Origin of the sequence: Phreatobacter sp., from assembly GCF_022843985.1 — a bacterium.
GTDB lineage: Bacteria > Pseudomonadota > Alphaproteobacteria > Rhizobiales > Phreatobacteraceae > Phreatobacter.
The window spans coordinates 25,603-42,402 of record NZ_JALHMP010000011.1; the positions used below are offsets into that span (position 1 = coordinate 25,603).

Below are 16,800 nucleotides of genomic sequence, written 5' to 3' on the forward strand. Positions count from 1 at the left end.
CCATGGACCCGCCGATGACGTCATGGCCGGGCTTAAGCGGGCCATGACGCGGGAGCGGGCGAATGGCGGGGCACCCCCTGATCCTCAGGCCGCCGGCCCCACCGTCACCGGCGTATAGTCCTGGAACCAGTTGCGGGCCTGGACGAAACCCTTCACGCGGGCCGACAGGCCGCGCGGATTGAGATCATGGACGACGAACAGCGCCGCGGCGTCGTCCACCAGCAGGGCATGCAGCTTGCCCATCGCCTCGTTCTGCGCCGCGGGATCGAAGGCTTCGCGCATGACCTTGATCTGCGCATCGATCGCCGGGTTATTGTACCAGCCCCAGTTGACGCCGCGGGGCGCGGTCAGCGTCGAATCGTAGATCACCCAGCCGGTCGTCGGGTCGATGGAGGGGATGGCGATATTGAGGGCGTGGAAGCCCTTCTGCTGGTCGGTGCGCGTGCCGCCGCGCAGCATGTTGATGATGGTGGTGAAGTCGACCACCTCGAACTTCACGTCGATCCAGATCTCCTTGAGGTTCTCCTGGATCATCTCGTTCATTGGCAGCGGCACCATCTGGCCGCCGCCCCCGGACGCGATGACCGCGACGACCTCAAGCCGCTTGGCGGGTCCATAGCCGGCTTCGGTCATCAGCTTCTTTGCCGCCGCGACATCGTAGCGGATGTCAAATGTCGGCTTGCCGAACCAGGGATCGCCGGGCAGGACCTTGCCCTTGGCCGGCAGCGCCGTGCCGGACAGCAACTGCACCATGCTGTCGCGGTCGATGGCGAGATTGGCCGCGCGCCGCACGCGCAGATCGGCGAAGGGGGTGCCGGGATTGACGTTGAGCCGCCAGGCCCAGATGTGGGGATAGGAGTTCTGGACCACCTGGAAGCCCGCCGATTTCAGGGAGGGAATGGCGTCGGGCGGCAGGGTTTCGGCCATGTCGATCGTGCCGGAGCGCAGGGCCGCGATCCGCGCATTGGCATCAGGAATGGGTAGCAGCACGGTGCGCTGCGTCTTCGGCACGCGGCCCTTGTCCCAATAGGCGGTGTTGGCCTCCAGCTCGACCCGCTCGCGCGGGGTGACGGAGACGACCTTGTAGGGACCGGTGCCGGCAGGACGCTGGGTGAAGCGCTGCCAGTCGCCACCGAGTTCGGCCAGCCGTGCCGGGCTGACGAACCAGAGATAGGCGAGTTGATAGGGCAGCATGCCGTCGACGACATTGGTGGTCACCGCGATGGTCTTCGCGTCGATCTTCGTGTAGCCGGCAATGGATGACAGGCGCGAGCGCACCAGGCCGACGCGCGGCTGGTGGAACTGCGGCGCATCCGCCTTGAAGATGGAATCGAAATTCCAGATCACGGCATCGGCGTCGAAGGCCGTGCCGTCATGGAAGGTGACGCCCTCGCGCAGGGTGATGATCCAGCGCTGCCGGTTGGCCGGGTCGATCTCCCACTTGGTTGCAAGGCCCGGCGTCAGGCCCGAGGGCTGGTCGGCCTTGGTCATGTCCCAGTTCACCAGCGCGTCGAAGACCATATAGGCGCCGAAGCGCAGGCCCTCGAAGCCGCCTTCCGGCCCGCCCCACATGCGCGGCACGTCGGAGAGCGAGATGCCGATGCGCAGCGGGGCGTTGGCCGCCTGCGCGCCTGCCGTACCCGGCAGGGTCGCCGCACCGGCCGCCACGGCGGCGCCCTTCAGCAGGGTCCGGCGGGAAAAGGCACTGCTCGTGAGGGTCTTGCGCGCCATGACGGCCTCCAGGTTCGGTCACCTGGAAGGTCCTGCATACAATTCATATGCCAGCCGGTGCGCCGGCGCAAAGCCCTGAAATCAAGCATCAATTTCTGCGGAGCGCGCATGGGTGACTGGATTCGGATGCGGCAGCCTGCCTCCATGCGAGGCAGGGGCCGTCCCTGGCGCAGCCGCGGGCCGTCAGCGTCCCAGCGGTTCGCCGACGCCGACGCGCTCGGTGATGAGGCCGTAATGTTCGATGCGGCGATGGCGCTTGAAGTCGAAGATCGTCTCCTTGCCGAAGACGGTGTCGTCGAGGTCGCAGGCATGGACCAGCACGCCGTCGTGCTCGTGCGGCAGTTCGCCGACGATCTTGCCGTTGGGATCGACGATCAGCGTGCCGCCCATCAGGTGGTTGCCGTCCTCCGTGCCGGCCTTGGCGACGGCGACGACCCAGGTGGCGTTCTGATAGGCGCCCGCCTGGCAGGACAGACGATGGTGGAACAGCCGGTCCTCCATGCCCTCGCCGGCGCGCTGCGAATTGACCGAGGGCGTGTTGAAGCCGAGCACCACCATCTCGACGCCCTGCAGGCCCATGACCCGGTAGGTCTCCGGCCAGCGGCGATCGTTGCAGATCGCCATGCCCATCAGCCCGCCTTCGAAGCGCCAGACCGGAAAGCCGGTGTCACCGGGCTCGAAATAGCGCTTTTCGAGATGTTGGTGGGTACGTTCGGGATCGAACTCGACATGGCCGGGCAGGTGGGTCTTGCGATACTTGCCGACGACGGCGCCAGCCTTGTCGACGAGGATCGAGGTGTTGAAATGGTGGCCGTCGGGGGTCAGCTCGGCATAGCCGAAGCTCATCGCCATGCCGAAGGCCCTGGCCTTGTCGAACAGCGGTTGCGTCGCCGCATTGGGCATCGCGGCCTCGAACCACATGTCCATCTTCGCCCGGTCCTCTTCGTACCAGCGCGGGAAGAAGGTGGTCAGCGCCAGTTCGGGATAGACGATGAAGGTCGCACCCTTGGCCTTGGCCTCCTCCATCAGCGCGATCATGCGGGCCACCACGCTGGCGCGGCTTTCCGCCTTCTGGATGGGGCCGAGCTGGGCTGCGGCGACGGTGACGATGCGGGCCATGAGGGGTCTCCTGGAGGGGCCTCTAGTGTCCAAGCCGGTGTTCGAGCCGGCTGACGAGCCGCACGATGGGCCAGAGGACGATGAGATAGAGGAAGGCGGCGAGGACGATGGGCGAGGTGTTGTAGGTCACGCTGCGGGCCATGTCGGCGGCATAGAGCAACTCGGTGAAGGATACGACCGAGGCGATGGAGGTGAGCTTGATCACCTCCACCGTGTTGGAGACGAGGTCCGGCAGCACGTTGCGGGTCGCCTGCGGGAGAATCACGGACCGGTAGGTCTGCACCCAGCTCAGCCCGGTCGAGCGCGCCGCCTCCCATTGTCCCTTGCCGACGGATTCGATGCCGGCGCGGAAAATCTCGCCATAGAAGGACGAGGCGTTGAGGAAGAAGGCGATGCAGACCGCCATGAAGGGCGACATGCGGATGCCGGCGAAGGGCAGGCCGGAATAGATGATGATCAGCAACACCAGCGGCGGCACGGCGCGGAAGAAGTCGACATAGGCCTTGGTGGCGAGCCGCAGCGCCCGCGAGCGCGCCATCGCCCCCGTCGCCACCATCAGCCCGCCGGCGAGGCCGAGCGGAATGACGGCCAGGCACAGCAGCAGCGTCATCTGCGCGCCGCCGAAAATGATCGGCCAGGCCTGCCGCATGATGTCGAAGTTGAGGAACTGGAAGAGGAAGATCTCCATCACGCCCTCTTCCAGGCGAAGCGCCGCTCGATCCACGATCCCAGCGCGACGACAGGCACGAAGATGAGGATATAGGCCACGGCGGCCATCATCAGCGGCGTCGCATTGCCTGACAGCGACATGGCCGAGGTGCCCTCGTTCATGATCTCGCCAACCCCGATCACCGTGCCGAGTGCAGTGTTCTTGGTCACCGCGATGGTCCGGTTGGTCAGCGGCGGCACGCAGATGCGGATCGCCTGCGGCAGGATCACCGACGTCATGGTCTGCCAGTGGCTGAGCCCGGTGGAGCGCGCCGCCTCCCACTGGCCCTTGCGCACCGAGACGATGCCCGACCAGAAGATCTCCTCGGCGAAGGCCGCGAGCACCAGCGACAGCACGAGCCAGAGCACGGCGAAGCCGGAAATGTTGATGCCGAGATTGGGCAGGCCGAAATAGACGATGAGGATGGCGACCAGCGGCGGCAGGGCGCGGAACATGTCGACGAAGACGATGATCGGCGCATTGGCAAGGCGCGAGCGGTAGCTGCGGATCACCGCCAGGACGAGGCCGAGGGCCAGGCCCGTGATCACCACCGCCACGGCGATCTGCAGCGTCACCGCCACGCCCGAGAGGATATCGGGCCAGTAGCGGGCGATCAGCTCCGGCTTCAGGAAGGCGTCCTGGAAGCGCTCGAGGCCGGTCACCTGAGGCCTCCCGCCGCCGGAGCAATCACGACATGCCCCACCCGCACGCTCCCCTTCTCGCTGCGCTCGCAGGGGAGGGGGACTTTGGCGCTCAGCCCTTCATGCTCCGGTCGGGCCTGGCTCGACGGCCGGCGATGAGCCGGGGCGCAATAGTCCCCCTCTCCTCGCGCCAGCGAGGGGAGGGTGCGGGTGGGGCCATTTCCATCCCCCCTCAACGGGCGATCAGAATACCTCACCGCGACAGCTCCCCGACGAAGTCCCGGGTGCGCGGAAGCTGCGGATTGCCGAAGATCTCCGCCGGCGTGCCCTGTTCGAGAATCTGGCCCTCCGCCATGAAGACGATTCGGTCGGCGGCGTCGCGGGCGAAGCGCATCTCGTGGCTGACGACGACCATGGTCATGCCCGAGGCCTTGAGGTCACGCATCACCCCGAGCACCGCGCCGACCAGTTCCGGATCGAGCGCCGACGTCGGCTCGTCGAAGAGCATGATCTTCGGCTCCAGTGCCAGCGCCCGGGCGATCGCCACGCGCTGCTGCTGGCCGCCCGAGAGTTCGGACGGGTAGCTCGGCGCTTTTTCTTTCAGTCCGACGCGATCAAGCGCGGCGCGGCCGATCGCTTCGGCCTCGTCCCGGCTCTTGCCCAGCACCTTGCGCAGCGCCAGCGTGACGTTCCCGAGCGCCGTCATGTGCGGGTAGAGGTTGAAGGCCTGGAAGACCATGCCGATCTGCCGGCGCATGGCGTTGATGTCGATGCCAGGCGCCATCAGGTCGACGCCATCCACGATCACCTGGCCGGCTGTCGGCTCCTCGAGCCGGTTGCAGCAGCGCAGCATGGTCGACTTGCCCGAGCCCGAAGGCCCGATGATGAAGACCAATTCCCGCGCGGCGACGGAAAAGTCGATGCCGCGCAGGATCTCGGTGGTGCCGAAGCTCTTTCTGAGGCCCCGGACGTCGAGCAGTGCCGACATCAGCAGCGCGGCTCGCGGGCGGTCGCGTCATAGCCCGCCATGCCGGGAACGCCGGAGCCCGGGAAGATGGTGACGGCCGCGGAACCCGGACGGGGCGCGATGCCGAACCACTTCTCGAAGATCTTCGCCATGGTGCCGTCCTTCTTGATGCACTCGATGGCGTTCTCGAGGGCCGCACGGGTCGCGAGGTCGCCGTTGCGGACGGGCGCGGCCCAAACGAGGCCGGTCTTGTGCAGATAGTCGAGTTTGATCTGCGGGTTGTTGCGCACGGCGAAGGCGGCGACCGTCTCGGCGGTGATATTGGCGACGGCGCGGCCGGCGATGACCGCCTGCACGGCATCGGTCTGGGTACCGAAGGCTTCCACCTTCCAGCCCACCGTGGCCTCCATCGATTTCGCCCAGCTCTCGTAGGCCGAGCCGCGGTTCACCGAGACGACCTTGTCGCGCAGCGAGGCAAGATCGGTAATCGCTGCGTCACCCCGACGGGTGACAAGGCGGAAGTCCGTATCGAGATAGCCCTCGGTGAAAAGCAGGCTCTCGGCGCGCTCCCTGGTCACCGTGACCGGAGCCGCGATGAAGTCGTAGGTGCCGGCGTTCAGCGCCGGGATGATGCCGGAGAACTGCGTCGAGGTGATTTCGATGGGGCGGCCGAGGCGCCTGGCGACTTCCTGGAACAGGTCGATGTTGAAGCCCTGGACGCCGCCGGCGGCGAGGTTCGGGAAGGCATGCGGGGCGAAGGTGCCGTCGACGGCGGTCTTGATGGGAGCCTGCGCCAGGGCCTGTCCGGTCATGAGCGTCGCAAGGCCTGCGGCAGCGAGAATATGGCGGAGCATGATGGGAACCCTCTGTTGGGAGCCGCTCTGACGGCGGTGGTTCCCAACGTAAACACGCAAAAAAGGGCACCTCAATATCATTGACGATGAATAATCAAGCCTTGAGTATAATCATAGATTATATTGCCCGCTCCCTGGGCACGAGGGCCCACCCATGCTCAATCTGCGGCAACTGGAAATCTTCCGTGAGGTCATCCGCTGCCAGACGACCGTCGGCGCGGCGGAGGCGCTGGCCATTTCGCAGCCGGCCGTCTCCAACGCCATCAGGCAGATCGAGGCCCAGCTCGGGCTGCCACTCTTCGACCGGATCGGCAATCGCCTGGTTCCGACCGCCGAGGCGCAGGAGGTCATGCGCGGCTCGGAACCGATCTTCTCGCTCTACCGGGCCTTTTCCCAGAAGCTGAAGGATCTGCGTGATACCCGAACGGGCAGCCTCAGGGTCCTCTCGACCCCGGCCCTCTCCAACGCCCTGGTGCCGCGCGCCCTCAAGGCCTTTCTCGCGAGCCGGCCGGACATGCATGTCTTCTTCGATGTCAGGCGGACGCCGGGCGTGGTCGAAGGTGTCGAGACCGGCTTCGTCGATCTTGGCTTCTCGCTCTCGCCGCAGCCGCGGCCGGGCATCGAGGCCACGGCCATCTGCACGGGACAGATGGTCTGCGTCTGCCCGCCCGATCATCCGCTGGCCGATCGGTCCGAGATTTCCGCCACCGATCTCGCCGCCTATCCGCTCGTCGGCTTCGAGCCGGGAACCCCGCTCGGCTTCGCCCTCAACCAGGGTTTCTGGACCCCGGCGCTGCAGGACCGGGTGATGGTGGAGACGCGCTACAGCGGCACCGCCTGCCTCCTCGCCGAGAGCGGCGTCGGCGTCGCGGTGGTCGATTCCTTCGCCGTCGTCGGTGGACGCTACGACCTCGTCTTCCGTCCGCTCAGCCCGCGGGTGCCGATCCAGGCCTTCGCCCTGACGGCCCGCGGGCAGCCGCCGAAGCGCGTCGTCCGCGCTTTCCTGAAGGAGGTTCAGGCGAGCGCCGTCCGCTTCGCCGATCCTTTCGTGGCGCTGCCGTGAGCGGCCCGGCATGGAAGCCTTGCGACGGCCGGCTTTGACCGCCACCCTCGTTCCGTGGCATCGCCAGCATCGAAACGCGCCCCCCTTGAGAGGACAAGAGCCATGAAGGCGAACGGAACGGATCTGACCACGGCCAGCGGTGTCTATGTCATCGCGGCGACGCCCTTCCACGAGGACGGTCGCATCGACGAGAAGTCGACGGATTCCATGGTTGATTTCTACCGTGCCTGCGGCGCCGACGGGCTCACCATTCTCGGTGTCATGGGCGAGGCGCCCAAGCTCGCCGCCGAGGAATCGGTCGCCATCTCCAAGCAGATCATCCAGCGCGCCGGCCCCTCCATGCCGGTCATCGTCGGCGTCTCGGCGCCGGGTTTCGCCGCCATGCGCTCGCTCGCCCGCACCGTGATGGATGCCGGCGCTGCCGGCGTCATGATCGCCCCGCCCAACACGCTGCGCACCGACGACCAGATCATCGGCTACTACAAGCAGGCAGTCGATGCGATCGGCGACGACGTGCCCTTCTGCATCCAGGATTTTCCCATCACCTTCTCGGTGGTGATGAGCCCGAAGGTCATCCGCGCCATCATCCAGGACCTGCCGTCCTGCGTGATGCTGAAGCACGAGGACTGGCCGGGCCTGGAGAAGATCTCGACCCTGCGCGGCTTCGAGGCCGACGGTTCCATGCGCCACGTCTCCATCCTGTGCGGCAATGGCGGCCTGTTCCTCGACTTCGAATGCGAGCGCGGCGCCGACGGCGCCATGACCGGCTATGCTTTCCCGGACATGCTGGTGGACGTGGTCCGGCTGCAGAAGGCCGGCAAGCGCGACGCCGCCCATGATCTCTTCGACGCCCACCTGCCGCTGATCCGTTACGAGCAGCAGCCGGGCGCCGGCCTCGCCGTGCGCAAATATCTGATGAAGAAGCGCGGCGTCATCGCCTCCGACGCCCAGCGCAAGCCCAGCGCCCCGCTCTCGGCCAAGGCGCGTGCCGAGGTCGACTATCTCTTCGACCGGCTGGCCAAGCACGACGCCCGCGCCAAAGCGGCGTGAACGGGCCCGGGGGCCGTCGGCGGAAGGCCGGCGGCCCGCCGGGTCGTCGGGTCAACCATGCGCAGGCGCGCTGGACTTCGCTGCAGCGCGGTCGTGTTATGCGCGCTGGCTGATCGACCCCGGGGGTATCATGGACAACAGAAGCGATCTGTGGCGGCAGGTGGACGCGGCATCGGGCCGTCTCATCGCACTGTCGGACCGCGTCTGGGGCATGCCGGAGGTCTGCTACACCGAGACCCGCTCCTGCGCCGAGCACACCGCCCAGCTGAAGGCCGAAGGCTTCCGCATCACCGAGAAGGTCGCCGGCATCCCGACCGCCGTGATCGGCGAGGCGGGCGAGGGTGGACCGGTCATCGCCTTCCTCGGCGAATATGACGCCCTGCCGGGACTCAGCCAGGAGGCCGGCGTCGCCGAGCCTCGCCCGGTCGAGGCCGGTGGCCACGGCCACGGCTGCGGTCACAATCTCCTTGGCTCCGCCGCCCTTCTCGCAGCCACCGCCATGAAGAACTGGCTGGCGGAGAACGGCATTCCCGGCCGCGTCCGCTACTATGGTTGCCCGGCGGAAGAGGGCGGCGCAGCCAAGGCCTTCATGGTGCGGGCCGGCGCCTTCCAGGACGCCGACATCGCCATCACCTGGCATCCGGGAAGCTGGTGGGAGGTCGCCCCGCCGCTGTCGCTGGCCAATACCCGCGCCGACTTCATCTTCACCGGCAAGGCCGCCCATGCCGCGGCTTCGCCCCATCTCGGCCGCTCGGCGCTCGACGCGGTCGAACTGATGAATGTCGGCGTCAACTATATGCGCGAGCACATGCCCTCAGACGCGCGGGTGCATTACGCGCTCCTCGACACCGGCGGGATCGCCCCCAACGTCGTGCAGGCCCATGCGCGCGTGCGCTATTCGATCCGTGCCCGCGACCTACCCGGCATGCTCGAACTGGTCGGGCGCGTGAAGAAGATCGCCGAGGGCGCAGCGCTGATGACCGAGACGAAGATGGAGGTGAAGATCATCTCCGCGGTCTCCAACATCCTCGGCAACACGCCGCTGGAGCAGACGCTGCAGGGCGTGATGGAGGAGCTCGGCCCGCCGCATTTCGACGAGGTCGACAAGGATTTCGCCCGGCAGATTCAGGCGACCCTGACGCCGCAGGACATTGCCAGCGTCTATCGCGCCATCGGCCTCGAGCCCGAGGACAAGCCGCTGGCCGACTTCACCGTGCCGCTCGACGCCAGGCGCAATCCCTTCATCGGCTCGACCGATGTCGGCGATGTCAGCTGGGTGGTGCCGACCGTGCAGGCCCATGCGCCCACCGTCGCCGTCGGCACGCCGTTCCACACCTGGCAGGTGGTGGCCCAGGGCAAGACGCCCGCCGCTCACAAGGCCATGGTCCATGTGGCGAAAGCCATGGCCGCCACCGGCGCCGCCGTGCTGTCGAATCCGGCGCTCATGGCCGCCGCCAAGGCGGACCTTGCCCGCCGCACCAAAGCCACGCCCTATAGCTGCCCGATCCCCGACGAGATCGGGCCGCCGCTTACCATGTCCGCCGGCTGAGCCGGACCCCCATGCCCGAAAGGCCTCTTCGATGATCCGCTTCTACTTCAACGGTTCGCCCAACCCGACCAAGGTCGCGCTCCTTCTCGAGGAGACAGGTCTCGCCTACGAGCCTGTCGCGGTCGACACCCGCACCGGCGCCCAGTTCGCGCCCGGCTATCTCGCCATCAATCCCAATGGCAAGGTGCCGGCCATCGTCGACGGCGATGCGGTCGTCTTCGATTCCAACGCCATCCTGCTCTATCTCGCCGAGAAGAGCGGCCAGTTCATTCCCCCGGCCTCCGACGCCAAGGCGCGCGGCGAGCTCCTGTCCTGGCTCATGTTCGTCGCCTCCGGCATCGGCCCCTATTTCGGCCAGGCGGTGCATTTCAAGCATTTCGCCCCCGAGCCGGTGCCCTATGCCCATGACCGCTACCAGTATGAGGCGGACCGCCACCTGAAGGTGGTCGAGGGGCACCTCGCCGGCCGCGACTGGATGGTGGGCGGCGCCTATTCCATCGTCGACATGGCGCTCTGGGGCTGGATCCGCATGCTGCCCTTCGTCCTCGGCGACGATGCCTGGTCGCGCTATCCGAACGTCAGGAAGCTGCACGATGCCGTGGCGTCCCGCCCCGCCGCCGCCCGCGCCGTCGCCCTGAAGGACCGCTTCACCTTCAAGGCGCAGATGGACGACGAGGCCCGTGCCATCATGTTCGGCCACCTGAAGAAGGCCGGCTGATCGCAGCCTTCCCCGGCCATGCCGCATCCCGCTCCTGCCGTTCGGCCTATTGCGACGGCCGGAGGCGGGGTGAATGCTGGCCGCAGAGGTTCTTCTTCGGGAATTCCGCATGGCCAGTGAGCCGATCCCCGCACCCCTGGTCGCCTTCGCCGGCGCCAGGCCGCCGGCGCCGCCATGGTTCACCCAGGCCCTCGCCACCGAGCCCGAGCGTTCCACGCACCAGGGCGCCGGCGTGACGATCGAGTGCCTGGCCTGGGGCGAGCGCGGCAAGCCGGGGCTCCTGCTGCTGCACGGCGGTTCGGCCCATGCCGACTGGTGGAGCCATCTCGCCCCCTTCTTCGCCCGGACCCACCGCGTCGTCGCCCCGTCCTGGTCGGGCATGGGCGGCACCGACTGGCGCCCGGCCTATTCCATGGACGACCTGATGGGCGAGATGCTCGCCACCATCGCGGCGACGGGTCTCGATGCGGGGCCGGTAAAGCCTGTCGTCGTCTCCCATTCCTTCGGCAGTTTCCCCGCCATGGCCTTCGCGGCGACCCACGGCCATCGCATCGGCGGGCTGATGACCATCGATTCGCCCTTCCTGTCGAAGGACATGCGGGCGAAGCGCGACTTTGGCCGGCCGCCCTCGCGGGAGCCGCGGGAGACTCTCGTCTATGACACGTTCGACCAGGCGCTGGCCCGCTTCCGCCTGATGCCGGCCCAGACCGTGGACAACCTCTACATCGTCGACAATATCGCCCGCCACTCGCTGCGCGAGGTGAGCAGGGCCGACGGCTCATCCGGCTGGACCTGGCGCTTCGATCCCTTCATGTGGTCGCGGATGACCAGGCGCGAGCCGGCCGAGGATCTCGCAGCCGCGACCTGCCGCCTCGCCATCACCTGGGGCTCGGATTCGGTGCTGTTTCCCGACGAGGTGAAGGCCTACGTTCGCCGGCAGGCGCCGCCCGGGACCTTCTTTGTCGAGATCCCCGAGGCCCAGCATCACGTGCTGATCGACCAGCCGCTCGCCCTCGTCACGGTGATGCGGACGGTGCTGTCGGCCTGGGAGGCTGACGACAAGGCTCGGTGAACGGGCGACAGGTCTCGGGAGGACCGCATGGGCAGGCTCAAGGGCAAGCGCACCATCGTCACCGGTGCGGCGAGCGGCATCGGCCGGGCGAGCGCCCGTCTCTTCGCGCGCGAGGGCGCCAGCGTCCTCCTCATCGACCGGTCTGACGAGGCGGTGGAGGCTGTGGCCGCCGAAATCCGCGCCACCGGCGCCACGGCTCTCGCCATGGCTGCCGATGCAGGGTCGGAGGCGGATGTGAAGGCCTATGTGGCGCGCGCCGTCGCCGCATTCGGCGGCATCGACGCCATCTACGCCAATGCCGGCATTTCCGGCGGCCTGACGCCGTTCTTGGATCTCACCGTGGACCACTGGCAGGAGATCCTGCGCGTCAACCTGATCGGCCCCTTCCTCGCCATTCGCGAGGTCGCCCCGCTGATGATCGCCCAGGGGGGAGGGGCCATCGTCTGCACTGCCTCGGTGGCCGGTCTGAAGGCCAATGCCGGCGGTGCCCCCTATTCCGCCTCCAAGGCCGGCGTCGTCAGCCTCGTGCAGACGGCGGCCAACGCCTTCTGTGGCACCGGCGTCCGCGTCAACGCCGTCTGCCCCGGCCTGATCGAGACCGGGATGACGGTCCCGATCTTCGACCACGCCCGCAAGCGCGGCAGCGAGGGCAAGCTCGGCCAGCTCAATCCCCTGAACCGCCCGGGCCAGCCGGAGGAGATCGCCGCCATGGCCTGTTTCCTCGCCAGCGACGAGGCGAGCTACGTCAATGGCCAGGCCTTCCCCGTCGATGGCGGCCTGTCCTCGACGCTGCCCTTTGCCGGTCAGCGCCCGCGCTGACGCCCTGACCATCCAGCCATTGCATCCAAGGAGTTTGCCCGTGTCCGCCATCAACGACGTCATCGATCTCGCAGCCGAAGGGGCCGTGGCCGTCGTCACTGTCGCTTCCCCGCCGGTGAATGCGCTCTCGGCCCATGTCCGCACCGGCATCGCCGAGGCCGTGCAGAAGGCCGGCGCCGACCCCGCCGTGAAGGCCGTCGTCATCCACTGCGCCGGCCGCACCTTCATCGCCGGCGCCGACATCACCGAATTCGGCAAGCCGCCGAAGGGCGTGCCGCTCAGCGAGGTCAATGCGATCATCGAGGGCTGCCCGAAACCGGTCGTCGCCGCTATCCACGGCACGGCGCTTGGCGGCGGGCTCGAACTGGCGCTGTCCTGCCACTATCGCGTTGCCGTGCCCTCGGCGAAGCTCGGCCTTCCCGAGGTCAAGCTCGGGCTCGTGCCCGGGGCGGGTGGCACCCAGCGCCTGCCGCGCCTCATCGGCATCGAGCGGGCGCTCGAGGTCATCGCCTTCGGCGAGCCGATGAAGGCGGCCGAAGCCGCGACCCATGGCCTCGTCGACGCCGTCGCCGGCGAAGCGACCCTGAGGGCGGATGCGCTCGCCTTCGCCGCCAAGCTCGTCGCCGAGGCCGCGCCGCTGGCCAAGGTGCGTGACCGCGCGGGGAAGCTCGTCGCCGATCCCGCCATCTTCGCCACCTTCCGCAAGGCCAATGCCCGCCGCTTCCGGGGTTTCGAGGCACCCGAGGCCTGCATCCAGTGCGTCGAGGCCGCCGTCTCCATGCCCTTCGACCAGGGCCTGAAATACGAGCGCGACACCATCATGCGCCTGATGGTCGGCACCCAGTCCCTGGCCCAGCGCTACGTCTTCTTCGCCGAGCGTCAGGCCGCCAAGATCCCCGACGTTCCCGAGACCACGCCGACGCGCAAGATCGCCAGGGTCGGCATCATCGGCGCCGGCACGATGGGCGGCGGCATCGCCATGAACTTCGTCAATGTCGGACTTCCCGTCACCATCGTCGAGACCAGGCAGGAGGCCCTCGACCGCGGCCTGTCCGTCATCCGCAAGAACTACGAGAACACCGCCAAGCGTGGCCGCCTCACCATGGCCGATGTCGAGACCCGCATGGCGCTCTTCACGCCGACGCTCGATCTCTCGGCGCTGGCCGATTGCGACCTCATCATCGAGGCGGTCTTCGAGAATATGGACATCAAGAAGGAGGTCTTCGGCAAGCTCGACGCCATCGCCAGGCCCGGCGCCATCCTCGCCACCAATACCTCCTATCTCGACGTCGACCAGATCGCCGCCATGACGACGCGTCCCGAGGATGTCATCGGCATGCATTTCTTCTCGCCGGCCAATGTCATGCGCCTGCTCGAGGTGGTGCGCGGCGCGAAGACCGCGAAGGATGTGATCGCCACCGCCATGGGCCTCGCCAAGACGATCGGCAAGGTCGGCGTCCTCGTCGGCGTCTGCCACGGCTTCGTCGGCAACCGCATGCTCGCCCAGCGCCAGCGCGAGGCGACCAAGCTGATCCTCGAGGGGGCCATGCCCTGGGACGTCGACCGCGTGCTCTACGAATTCGGCCTGCCCATGGGACCCTTCGCCATGAGCGACCTCGCCGGCCTCGACATCGGCTGGTCGCGCGAGACCTCGAAGGGCGAGACGGTGCGTGAGATCCTCTGCGAGATGGACCGCCGCGGCCAGAAGACCGGCGCCGGCTTCTACGATTACGACGAGAACCGTGTGGCGAAACCCTCGCCGGTGACCGAGACGATCATTCTCGACCTCGCCGCGAAGAAGGGCATCAACCGGCGTGAGATCTCCGACGAGGAGATTCTGCAGCGCTGTATCTATCCGATGATCAACGAGGGCGCGAAGATCCTCGAGGAGGGCAAGGCGATCCGCGCCTCCGATATCGATATCGTCTGGATCAACGGCTATGGCTGGCCGGTCTATCGCGGCGGCCCCATGTTCTACGGCGACACGGTGGGCCTCTCCGAGGTGCTGAAGGTGATGAGGGCGTTCGAGGGCCGCCACGGCGCCGACTTCAAGCCATCGGCGCTGCTGGAGAAGTTGGTGGCCGAGGGCAAGGGCTTCAAGGACCTTTGAGGGCAAGGATGAGGGCCGGCGCATGCGGCCGGCCCTTCAACCCACATGCTACCAGCCCGCCTTTTCCAGGATCTCGCCGATGAGCTCCTGGCTCTTCAGCGCCTCCTCGCCGGAGACCACGGGGTCCCGGCCCTCCTTGATCGCATCGAGGAAGTCGGTGATCAGAAGCCGGTGCCAGTCGTGGGGAAAGTCCATGACATTGGCGCCGCCGCCGGTCGGCCCCTCCTGCCGCAGCACCTCCTCGCGTCCATCGAGCCAGGCGACCTTGAGACTGCCTCCGGCAAGCCAGGCCGTGCCGAGGCTTCCCATGATCTCGATCCGCTCCTCGCCGCCTGGATAGGCGGCGGTGGTGGCCTGGATGACGCCAGGCGCGCCGTTGGCGAGCCGAACCAGCGCCGCGGCGAAATCCTCGGTCTCCATGCGGTGCACAGGGGTGGTCGCGGCGGTCGCCGCGGTCACCGTCATATCCCCGACCAGCGAGCGGAACAGGTCGAGCGTATGGATGGCCTGCGTCAGCAGCACGCCGCCGCCATCGCGCGCCAGGGTGCAGCGGCCGGGCTGGTCGTAATAGGCCTGCGGACGCCACCAGGGCACGGTGCAGGACGCTGCCCCGATCGTGCCGAGCCCGTCCTCCGCCAGGATCGCCTTCAGCCGCAGCGCCGCCGGTCGGAACCGGTGCTGCAGCGTCACGCCGAGGGTGAGGCCGGACCCGCGCATGCCCGAAACGATCGCCGCGGCCCGGTCGAGCGTGATGTCCAGCGGCTTTTCGAGCAGAACGTGCTTGCGGCCCTTCGCCGCCTGCTTGACCAGTTCGAGATGGGAATGGGGCGGCGTCAGGATCCACACCGCATCGATGTCGCGGCTGGCGAGGACGCCTTCGACATCGGTGGTCATCGGAAAGCTGAACCGCTGCGCGAAGGCCTTGAGCCGGTCCTCGCTGCGCGAGGCTGCGACGACGACCTCCACGCGATTGCCCAGATCCATCAGGCTCTTCGCATGCGGCTCCACCGCATTGCCAAGCCCGATGATCCCGATACGGATCCGTGCCATGCCCTGCCCCCGATGCTTCTCCCGTGCCGCATCTTGCGCGCGGCTACCCCTCATTCTGTGGCACTTCGGCAGTCCTGCACAACCCTCCGCATTGCCACTTGCCTCCGCGGCGGCTGCCATGCACTTTCGCCGCCTCTTTCGGAGCGTCCCATGAAGAAGATCAAGATCACTGCCGGCCCCTACACCTTCGTCGCCAAGCTCGAAACCGAGGCCGCGCCGAAGACCTGCGCCGCCTTCGAGAAGGCGCTGCCCTTCATCTCGGAGATCATCCACGTGCGCTGGAGCGGGGAGGGCGTCTGGATGCCCCTCGGCGACCTGAATTTCGGCGTCGACTATGAAAACGCCACCTCCTATCCGGCGCCCGGCCAGATCATCCTCTATCCCGGCGGCGTCTCGGAGACCGAGATCCTCCTTTCCTACGGCCCGGTCTGCTTCGCCTCCAAGGCGGGCCAGCTCGCCGGCAACCACTTCCTGACCATTGTCGAGGGCCTGGAGAACGTCCATCCGCTCGGCCGGCTCGTCCTCCTGAAGGGCGCCCACCCGATTCGCTTCGACGCGCTGTGACGGCACCCCGCATCGCACCCGGCGGCAAGGCGATCTACGGCGCGCCTCTTGGCATCCTCATGCTGGAGGCGCGCTTTCCGCGCATTCCCGGCGACATGGGCAACGGCACGACCTGGCCGTTCCCGGTGCTGTTCCGGGTGGTGCGCGGCGCCGATCCCGAACGCGTCGTGCTCCAGGGCGCGCGCGGCCTGCTGCCGGATTTCATCGCCGCGGCACGCGACCTCGTCGACCTCGGCGCCGAGGCCATCACCACCAATTGCGGGTTCCTGTCGCTGTTCCAGCGCGAACTGGCGGAAGCCGTGAACGTGCCCGTCGCCACCTCCTCGCTGATGCAGGTGCCCTGGGTCCAGGCGACGCTGCCGCCGGGCCAGCGCGTCGGCGTCATTACCGTCAGCCGCAGTTCGCTCACCGCCGCCCATCTCGACGCGGCCGGCGTGCCGCGCGACGTGCCGGTCGTCGGCACCGAGGGCGGGCGCGAGTTCTTCCGGGTGCTGATCAAGGCCGAGAAGACCGACATGGACATCGCCCTGGCCGAGGCCGACATCGTCGCCGCCGGCCGTGATCTCGTCGCCCGCCATCCCGAGGTCGGTGCCATCGTGCTGGAATGCACCAACATGCCGCCCTATGCCGCCGCGCTGGCCGCGGCCGTGGGACGGCCGGTCTATGACATCTATTCGATGATCACCTGGTTCCATGCCGGCCTGAGGCCGCGCCGCTTCGGCTGACCATCCCCCATCCGGCTCGAAACGCTCTTCGCCCTTGACCCGTGGTCATCGATGTTATT

Annotated in this window: 16 protein-coding genes; 9 read left to right on the forward strand and 7 right to left on the reverse strand. The window is 67.6% G+C overall.

The genetic code is table 11. The features are described 5' to 3' along the window. Positions 1-84: 84 nt before the first annotated feature. The 6 genes from Q0C57_RS09605 to Q0C57_RS09630 all read right to left on the reverse strand — a co-directional run bounded on the left by Q0C57_RS09605 (position 85) and on the right by Q0C57_RS09630 (position 6,021). Positions 85-1,731 (reverse strand): ABC transporter substrate-binding protein, encoded by a 1,647-nt coding sequence (locus Q0C57_RS09605; RefSeq protein ID WP_296575522.1) that lies wholly within the window; start codon positions 1,729-1,731, stop codon positions 85-87. Between the two features lie 183 nt (positions 1,732-1,914). Next, complete coding sequence (locus Q0C57_RS09610; protein ID WP_296575525.1) at positions 1,915-2,850, reverse strand: N-carbamoyl-D-amino-acid hydrolase; 936 nt, start codon at positions 2,848-2,850, stop codon at positions 1,915-1,917. Positions 2,851-2,872: 22 nt separating this feature from the next. Beyond that, complete coding sequence (locus Q0C57_RS09615) at positions 2,873-3,538, reverse strand: amino acid ABC transporter permease (RefSeq protein ID WP_296575527.1); 666 nt, start codon at positions 3,536-3,538, stop codon at positions 2,873-2,875. After that, positions 3,538-4,221, reverse strand: coding sequence for an amino acid ABC transporter permease (locus Q0C57_RS09620; protein ID WP_296575529.1), 684 nt, complete (start codon positions 4,219-4,221; stop codon positions 3,538-3,540). The genes Q0C57_RS09615 and Q0C57_RS09620 overlap by 1 nt, the downstream gene beginning before the upstream one ends. Before the next feature lie 232 nt (positions 4,222-4,453). Further along, on the reverse strand, positions 4,454-5,188 hold the full coding sequence (locus Q0C57_RS09625; protein ID WP_296575532.1) for an amino acid ABC transporter ATP-binding protein: 735 nt from the start codon (positions 5,186-5,188) through the stop codon (positions 4,454-4,456). Next, complete coding sequence (locus tag Q0C57_RS09630) at positions 5,188-6,021, reverse strand: transporter substrate-binding domain-containing protein (protein WP_296575533.1); 834 nt, start codon at positions 6,019-6,021, stop codon at positions 5,188-5,190. Before Q0C57_RS09630 ends, Q0C57_RS09625 begins: the two co-directional genes overlap by 1 nt. 154 nt (positions 6,022-6,175) lie before the next feature. Between Q0C57_RS09630 and Q0C57_RS09635 the strand changes: the two genes are divergently transcribed. From Q0C57_RS09635 to Q0C57_RS09665, 7 genes are all read left to right on the forward strand, one after another. After that, positions 6,176-7,084, forward strand: a complete 909-nt coding sequence (locus Q0C57_RS09635) for a LysR family transcriptional regulator (protein ID WP_296575535.1) — start codon at positions 6,176-6,178, stop codon at positions 7,082-7,084. Between the two features lie 102 nt (positions 7,085-7,186). Next, complete coding sequence (locus tag Q0C57_RS09640) at positions 7,187-8,134, forward strand: dihydrodipicolinate synthase family protein (RefSeq protein ID WP_296575538.1); 948 nt, start codon at positions 7,187-7,189, stop codon at positions 8,132-8,134. Positions 8,135-8,264: 130 nt separating this feature from the next. Next, positions 8,265-9,683, forward strand: coding sequence for a M20 family metallopeptidase (locus Q0C57_RS09645; RefSeq protein WP_296575541.1), 1,419 nt, complete (start codon positions 8,265-8,267; stop codon positions 9,681-9,683). A 31-nt stretch (positions 9,684-9,714) separates the two neighbouring features. Then, positions 9,715-10,401, forward strand: a complete 687-nt coding sequence (locus Q0C57_RS09650; RefSeq protein WP_296575544.1) for a glutathione S-transferase N-terminal domain-containing protein — start codon at positions 9,715-9,717, stop codon at positions 10,399-10,401. 73 nt (positions 10,402-10,474) lie between these two features. Continuing rightward, complete coding sequence (locus Q0C57_RS09655; protein WP_296575546.1) at positions 10,475-11,473, forward strand: alpha/beta hydrolase; 999 nt, start codon at positions 10,475-10,477, stop codon at positions 11,471-11,473. Between the two features lie 27 nt (positions 11,474-11,500). Next, entirely contained in the window at positions 11,501-12,292 is a 792-nt protein-coding gene (locus Q0C57_RS09660; protein ID WP_296575549.1) for an SDR family NAD(P)-dependent oxidoreductase, read from the forward strand. A 49-nt stretch (positions 12,293-12,341) separates the two neighbouring features. Continuing rightward, positions 12,342-14,402 carry a 3-hydroxyacyl-CoA dehydrogenase NAD-binding domain-containing protein gene (locus tag Q0C57_RS09665; RefSeq protein ID WP_296575790.1) on the forward strand — a complete coding sequence of 687 codons (2,061 nt, stop codon included), beginning with the start codon at positions 12,342-12,344 and terminating at the stop codon, positions 14,400-14,402. A 48-nt stretch (positions 14,403-14,450) separates the two neighbouring features. On the opposite strand, the gene Q0C57_RS09670 is transcribed toward Q0C57_RS09665, so the two are convergent. Next, positions 14,451-15,452, reverse strand: a complete 1,002-nt coding sequence (locus tag Q0C57_RS09670) for a Gfo/Idh/MocA family oxidoreductase (RefSeq protein ID WP_296575552.1) — start codon at positions 15,450-15,452, stop codon at positions 14,451-14,453. A 150-nt stretch (positions 15,453-15,602) separates the two neighbouring features. Between Q0C57_RS09670 and Q0C57_RS09675 the strand changes: the two genes are divergently transcribed. Further along, complete coding sequence (locus Q0C57_RS09675) at positions 15,603-16,016, forward strand: DUF3830 family protein (RefSeq protein ID WP_296575555.1); 414 nt, start codon at positions 15,603-15,605, stop codon at positions 16,014-16,016. Continuing rightward, positions 16,013-16,741: an aspartate/glutamate racemase family protein gene (locus tag Q0C57_RS09680; protein WP_296575557.1), complete on the forward strand. Its 729-nt coding sequence runs from the start codon at positions 16,013-16,015 to the stop codon at positions 16,739-16,741. Before Q0C57_RS09675 ends, Q0C57_RS09680 begins: the two co-directional genes overlap by 4 nt. The last annotated feature ends 59 nt before the right edge of the window (positions 16,742-16,800 follow it).

Excerpts from the sequence above, each read along its gene's own strand:
- Q0C57_RS09610 (WP_296575525.1), bottom strand. The coding sequence starts at position 2,850 with ATGGCCCGCATCGTCACCGTCGCCGCAGCCCAGCTCGGCCCCATCCAG.
- Q0C57_RS09605 (WP_296575522.1), bottom strand. The coding sequence starts at position 1,731 with ATGGCGCGCAAGACCCTCACGAGCAGTGCCTTTTCCCGCCGGACCCTG.
- Q0C57_RS09625 (WP_296575532.1), bottom strand. The coding sequence starts at position 5,188 with ATGTCGGCACTGCTCGACGTCCGGGGCCTCAGAAAGAGCTTCGGCACC.
- Q0C57_RS09675 (WP_296575555.1), top strand. The coding sequence starts at position 15,603 with ATGAAGAAGATCAAGATCACTGCCGGCCCCTACACCTTCGTCGCCAAG.
- Q0C57_RS09640 (WP_296575538.1), top strand. The coding sequence starts at position 7,187 with ATGAAGGCGAACGGAACGGATCTGACCACGGCCAGCGGTGTCTATGTC.
- Q0C57_RS09670 (WP_296575552.1), bottom strand. The coding sequence starts at position 15,452 with ATGGCACGGATCCGTATCGGGATCATCGGGCTTGGCAATGCGGTGGAG.
- Q0C57_RS09615 (WP_296575527.1), bottom strand. The coding sequence starts at position 3,538 with ATGGAGATCTTCCTCTTCCAGTTCCTCAACTTCGACATCATGCGGCAG.
- Q0C57_RS09635 (WP_296575535.1), top strand. The coding sequence starts at position 6,176 with ATGCTCAATCTGCGGCAACTGGAAATCTTCCGTGAGGTCATCCGCTGC.
- Q0C57_RS09660 (WP_296575549.1), top strand. The coding sequence starts at position 11,501 with ATGGGCAGGCTCAAGGGCAAGCGCACCATCGTCACCGGTGCGGCGAGC.
- Q0C57_RS09630 (WP_296575533.1), bottom strand. The coding sequence starts at position 6,021 with ATGCTCCGCCATATTCTCGCTGCCGCAGGCCTTGCGACGCTCATGACC.
- Q0C57_RS09655 (WP_296575546.1), top strand. The coding sequence starts at position 10,475 with ATGCTGGCCGCAGAGGTTCTTCTTCGGGAATTCCGCATGGCCAGTGAG.
- Q0C57_RS09645 (WP_296575541.1), top strand. The coding sequence starts at position 8,265 with ATGGACAACAGAAGCGATCTGTGGCGGCAGGTGGACGCGGCATCGGGC.
- Q0C57_RS09650 (WP_296575544.1), top strand. The coding sequence starts at position 9,715 with ATGATCCGCTTCTACTTCAACGGTTCGCCCAACCCGACCAAGGTCGCG.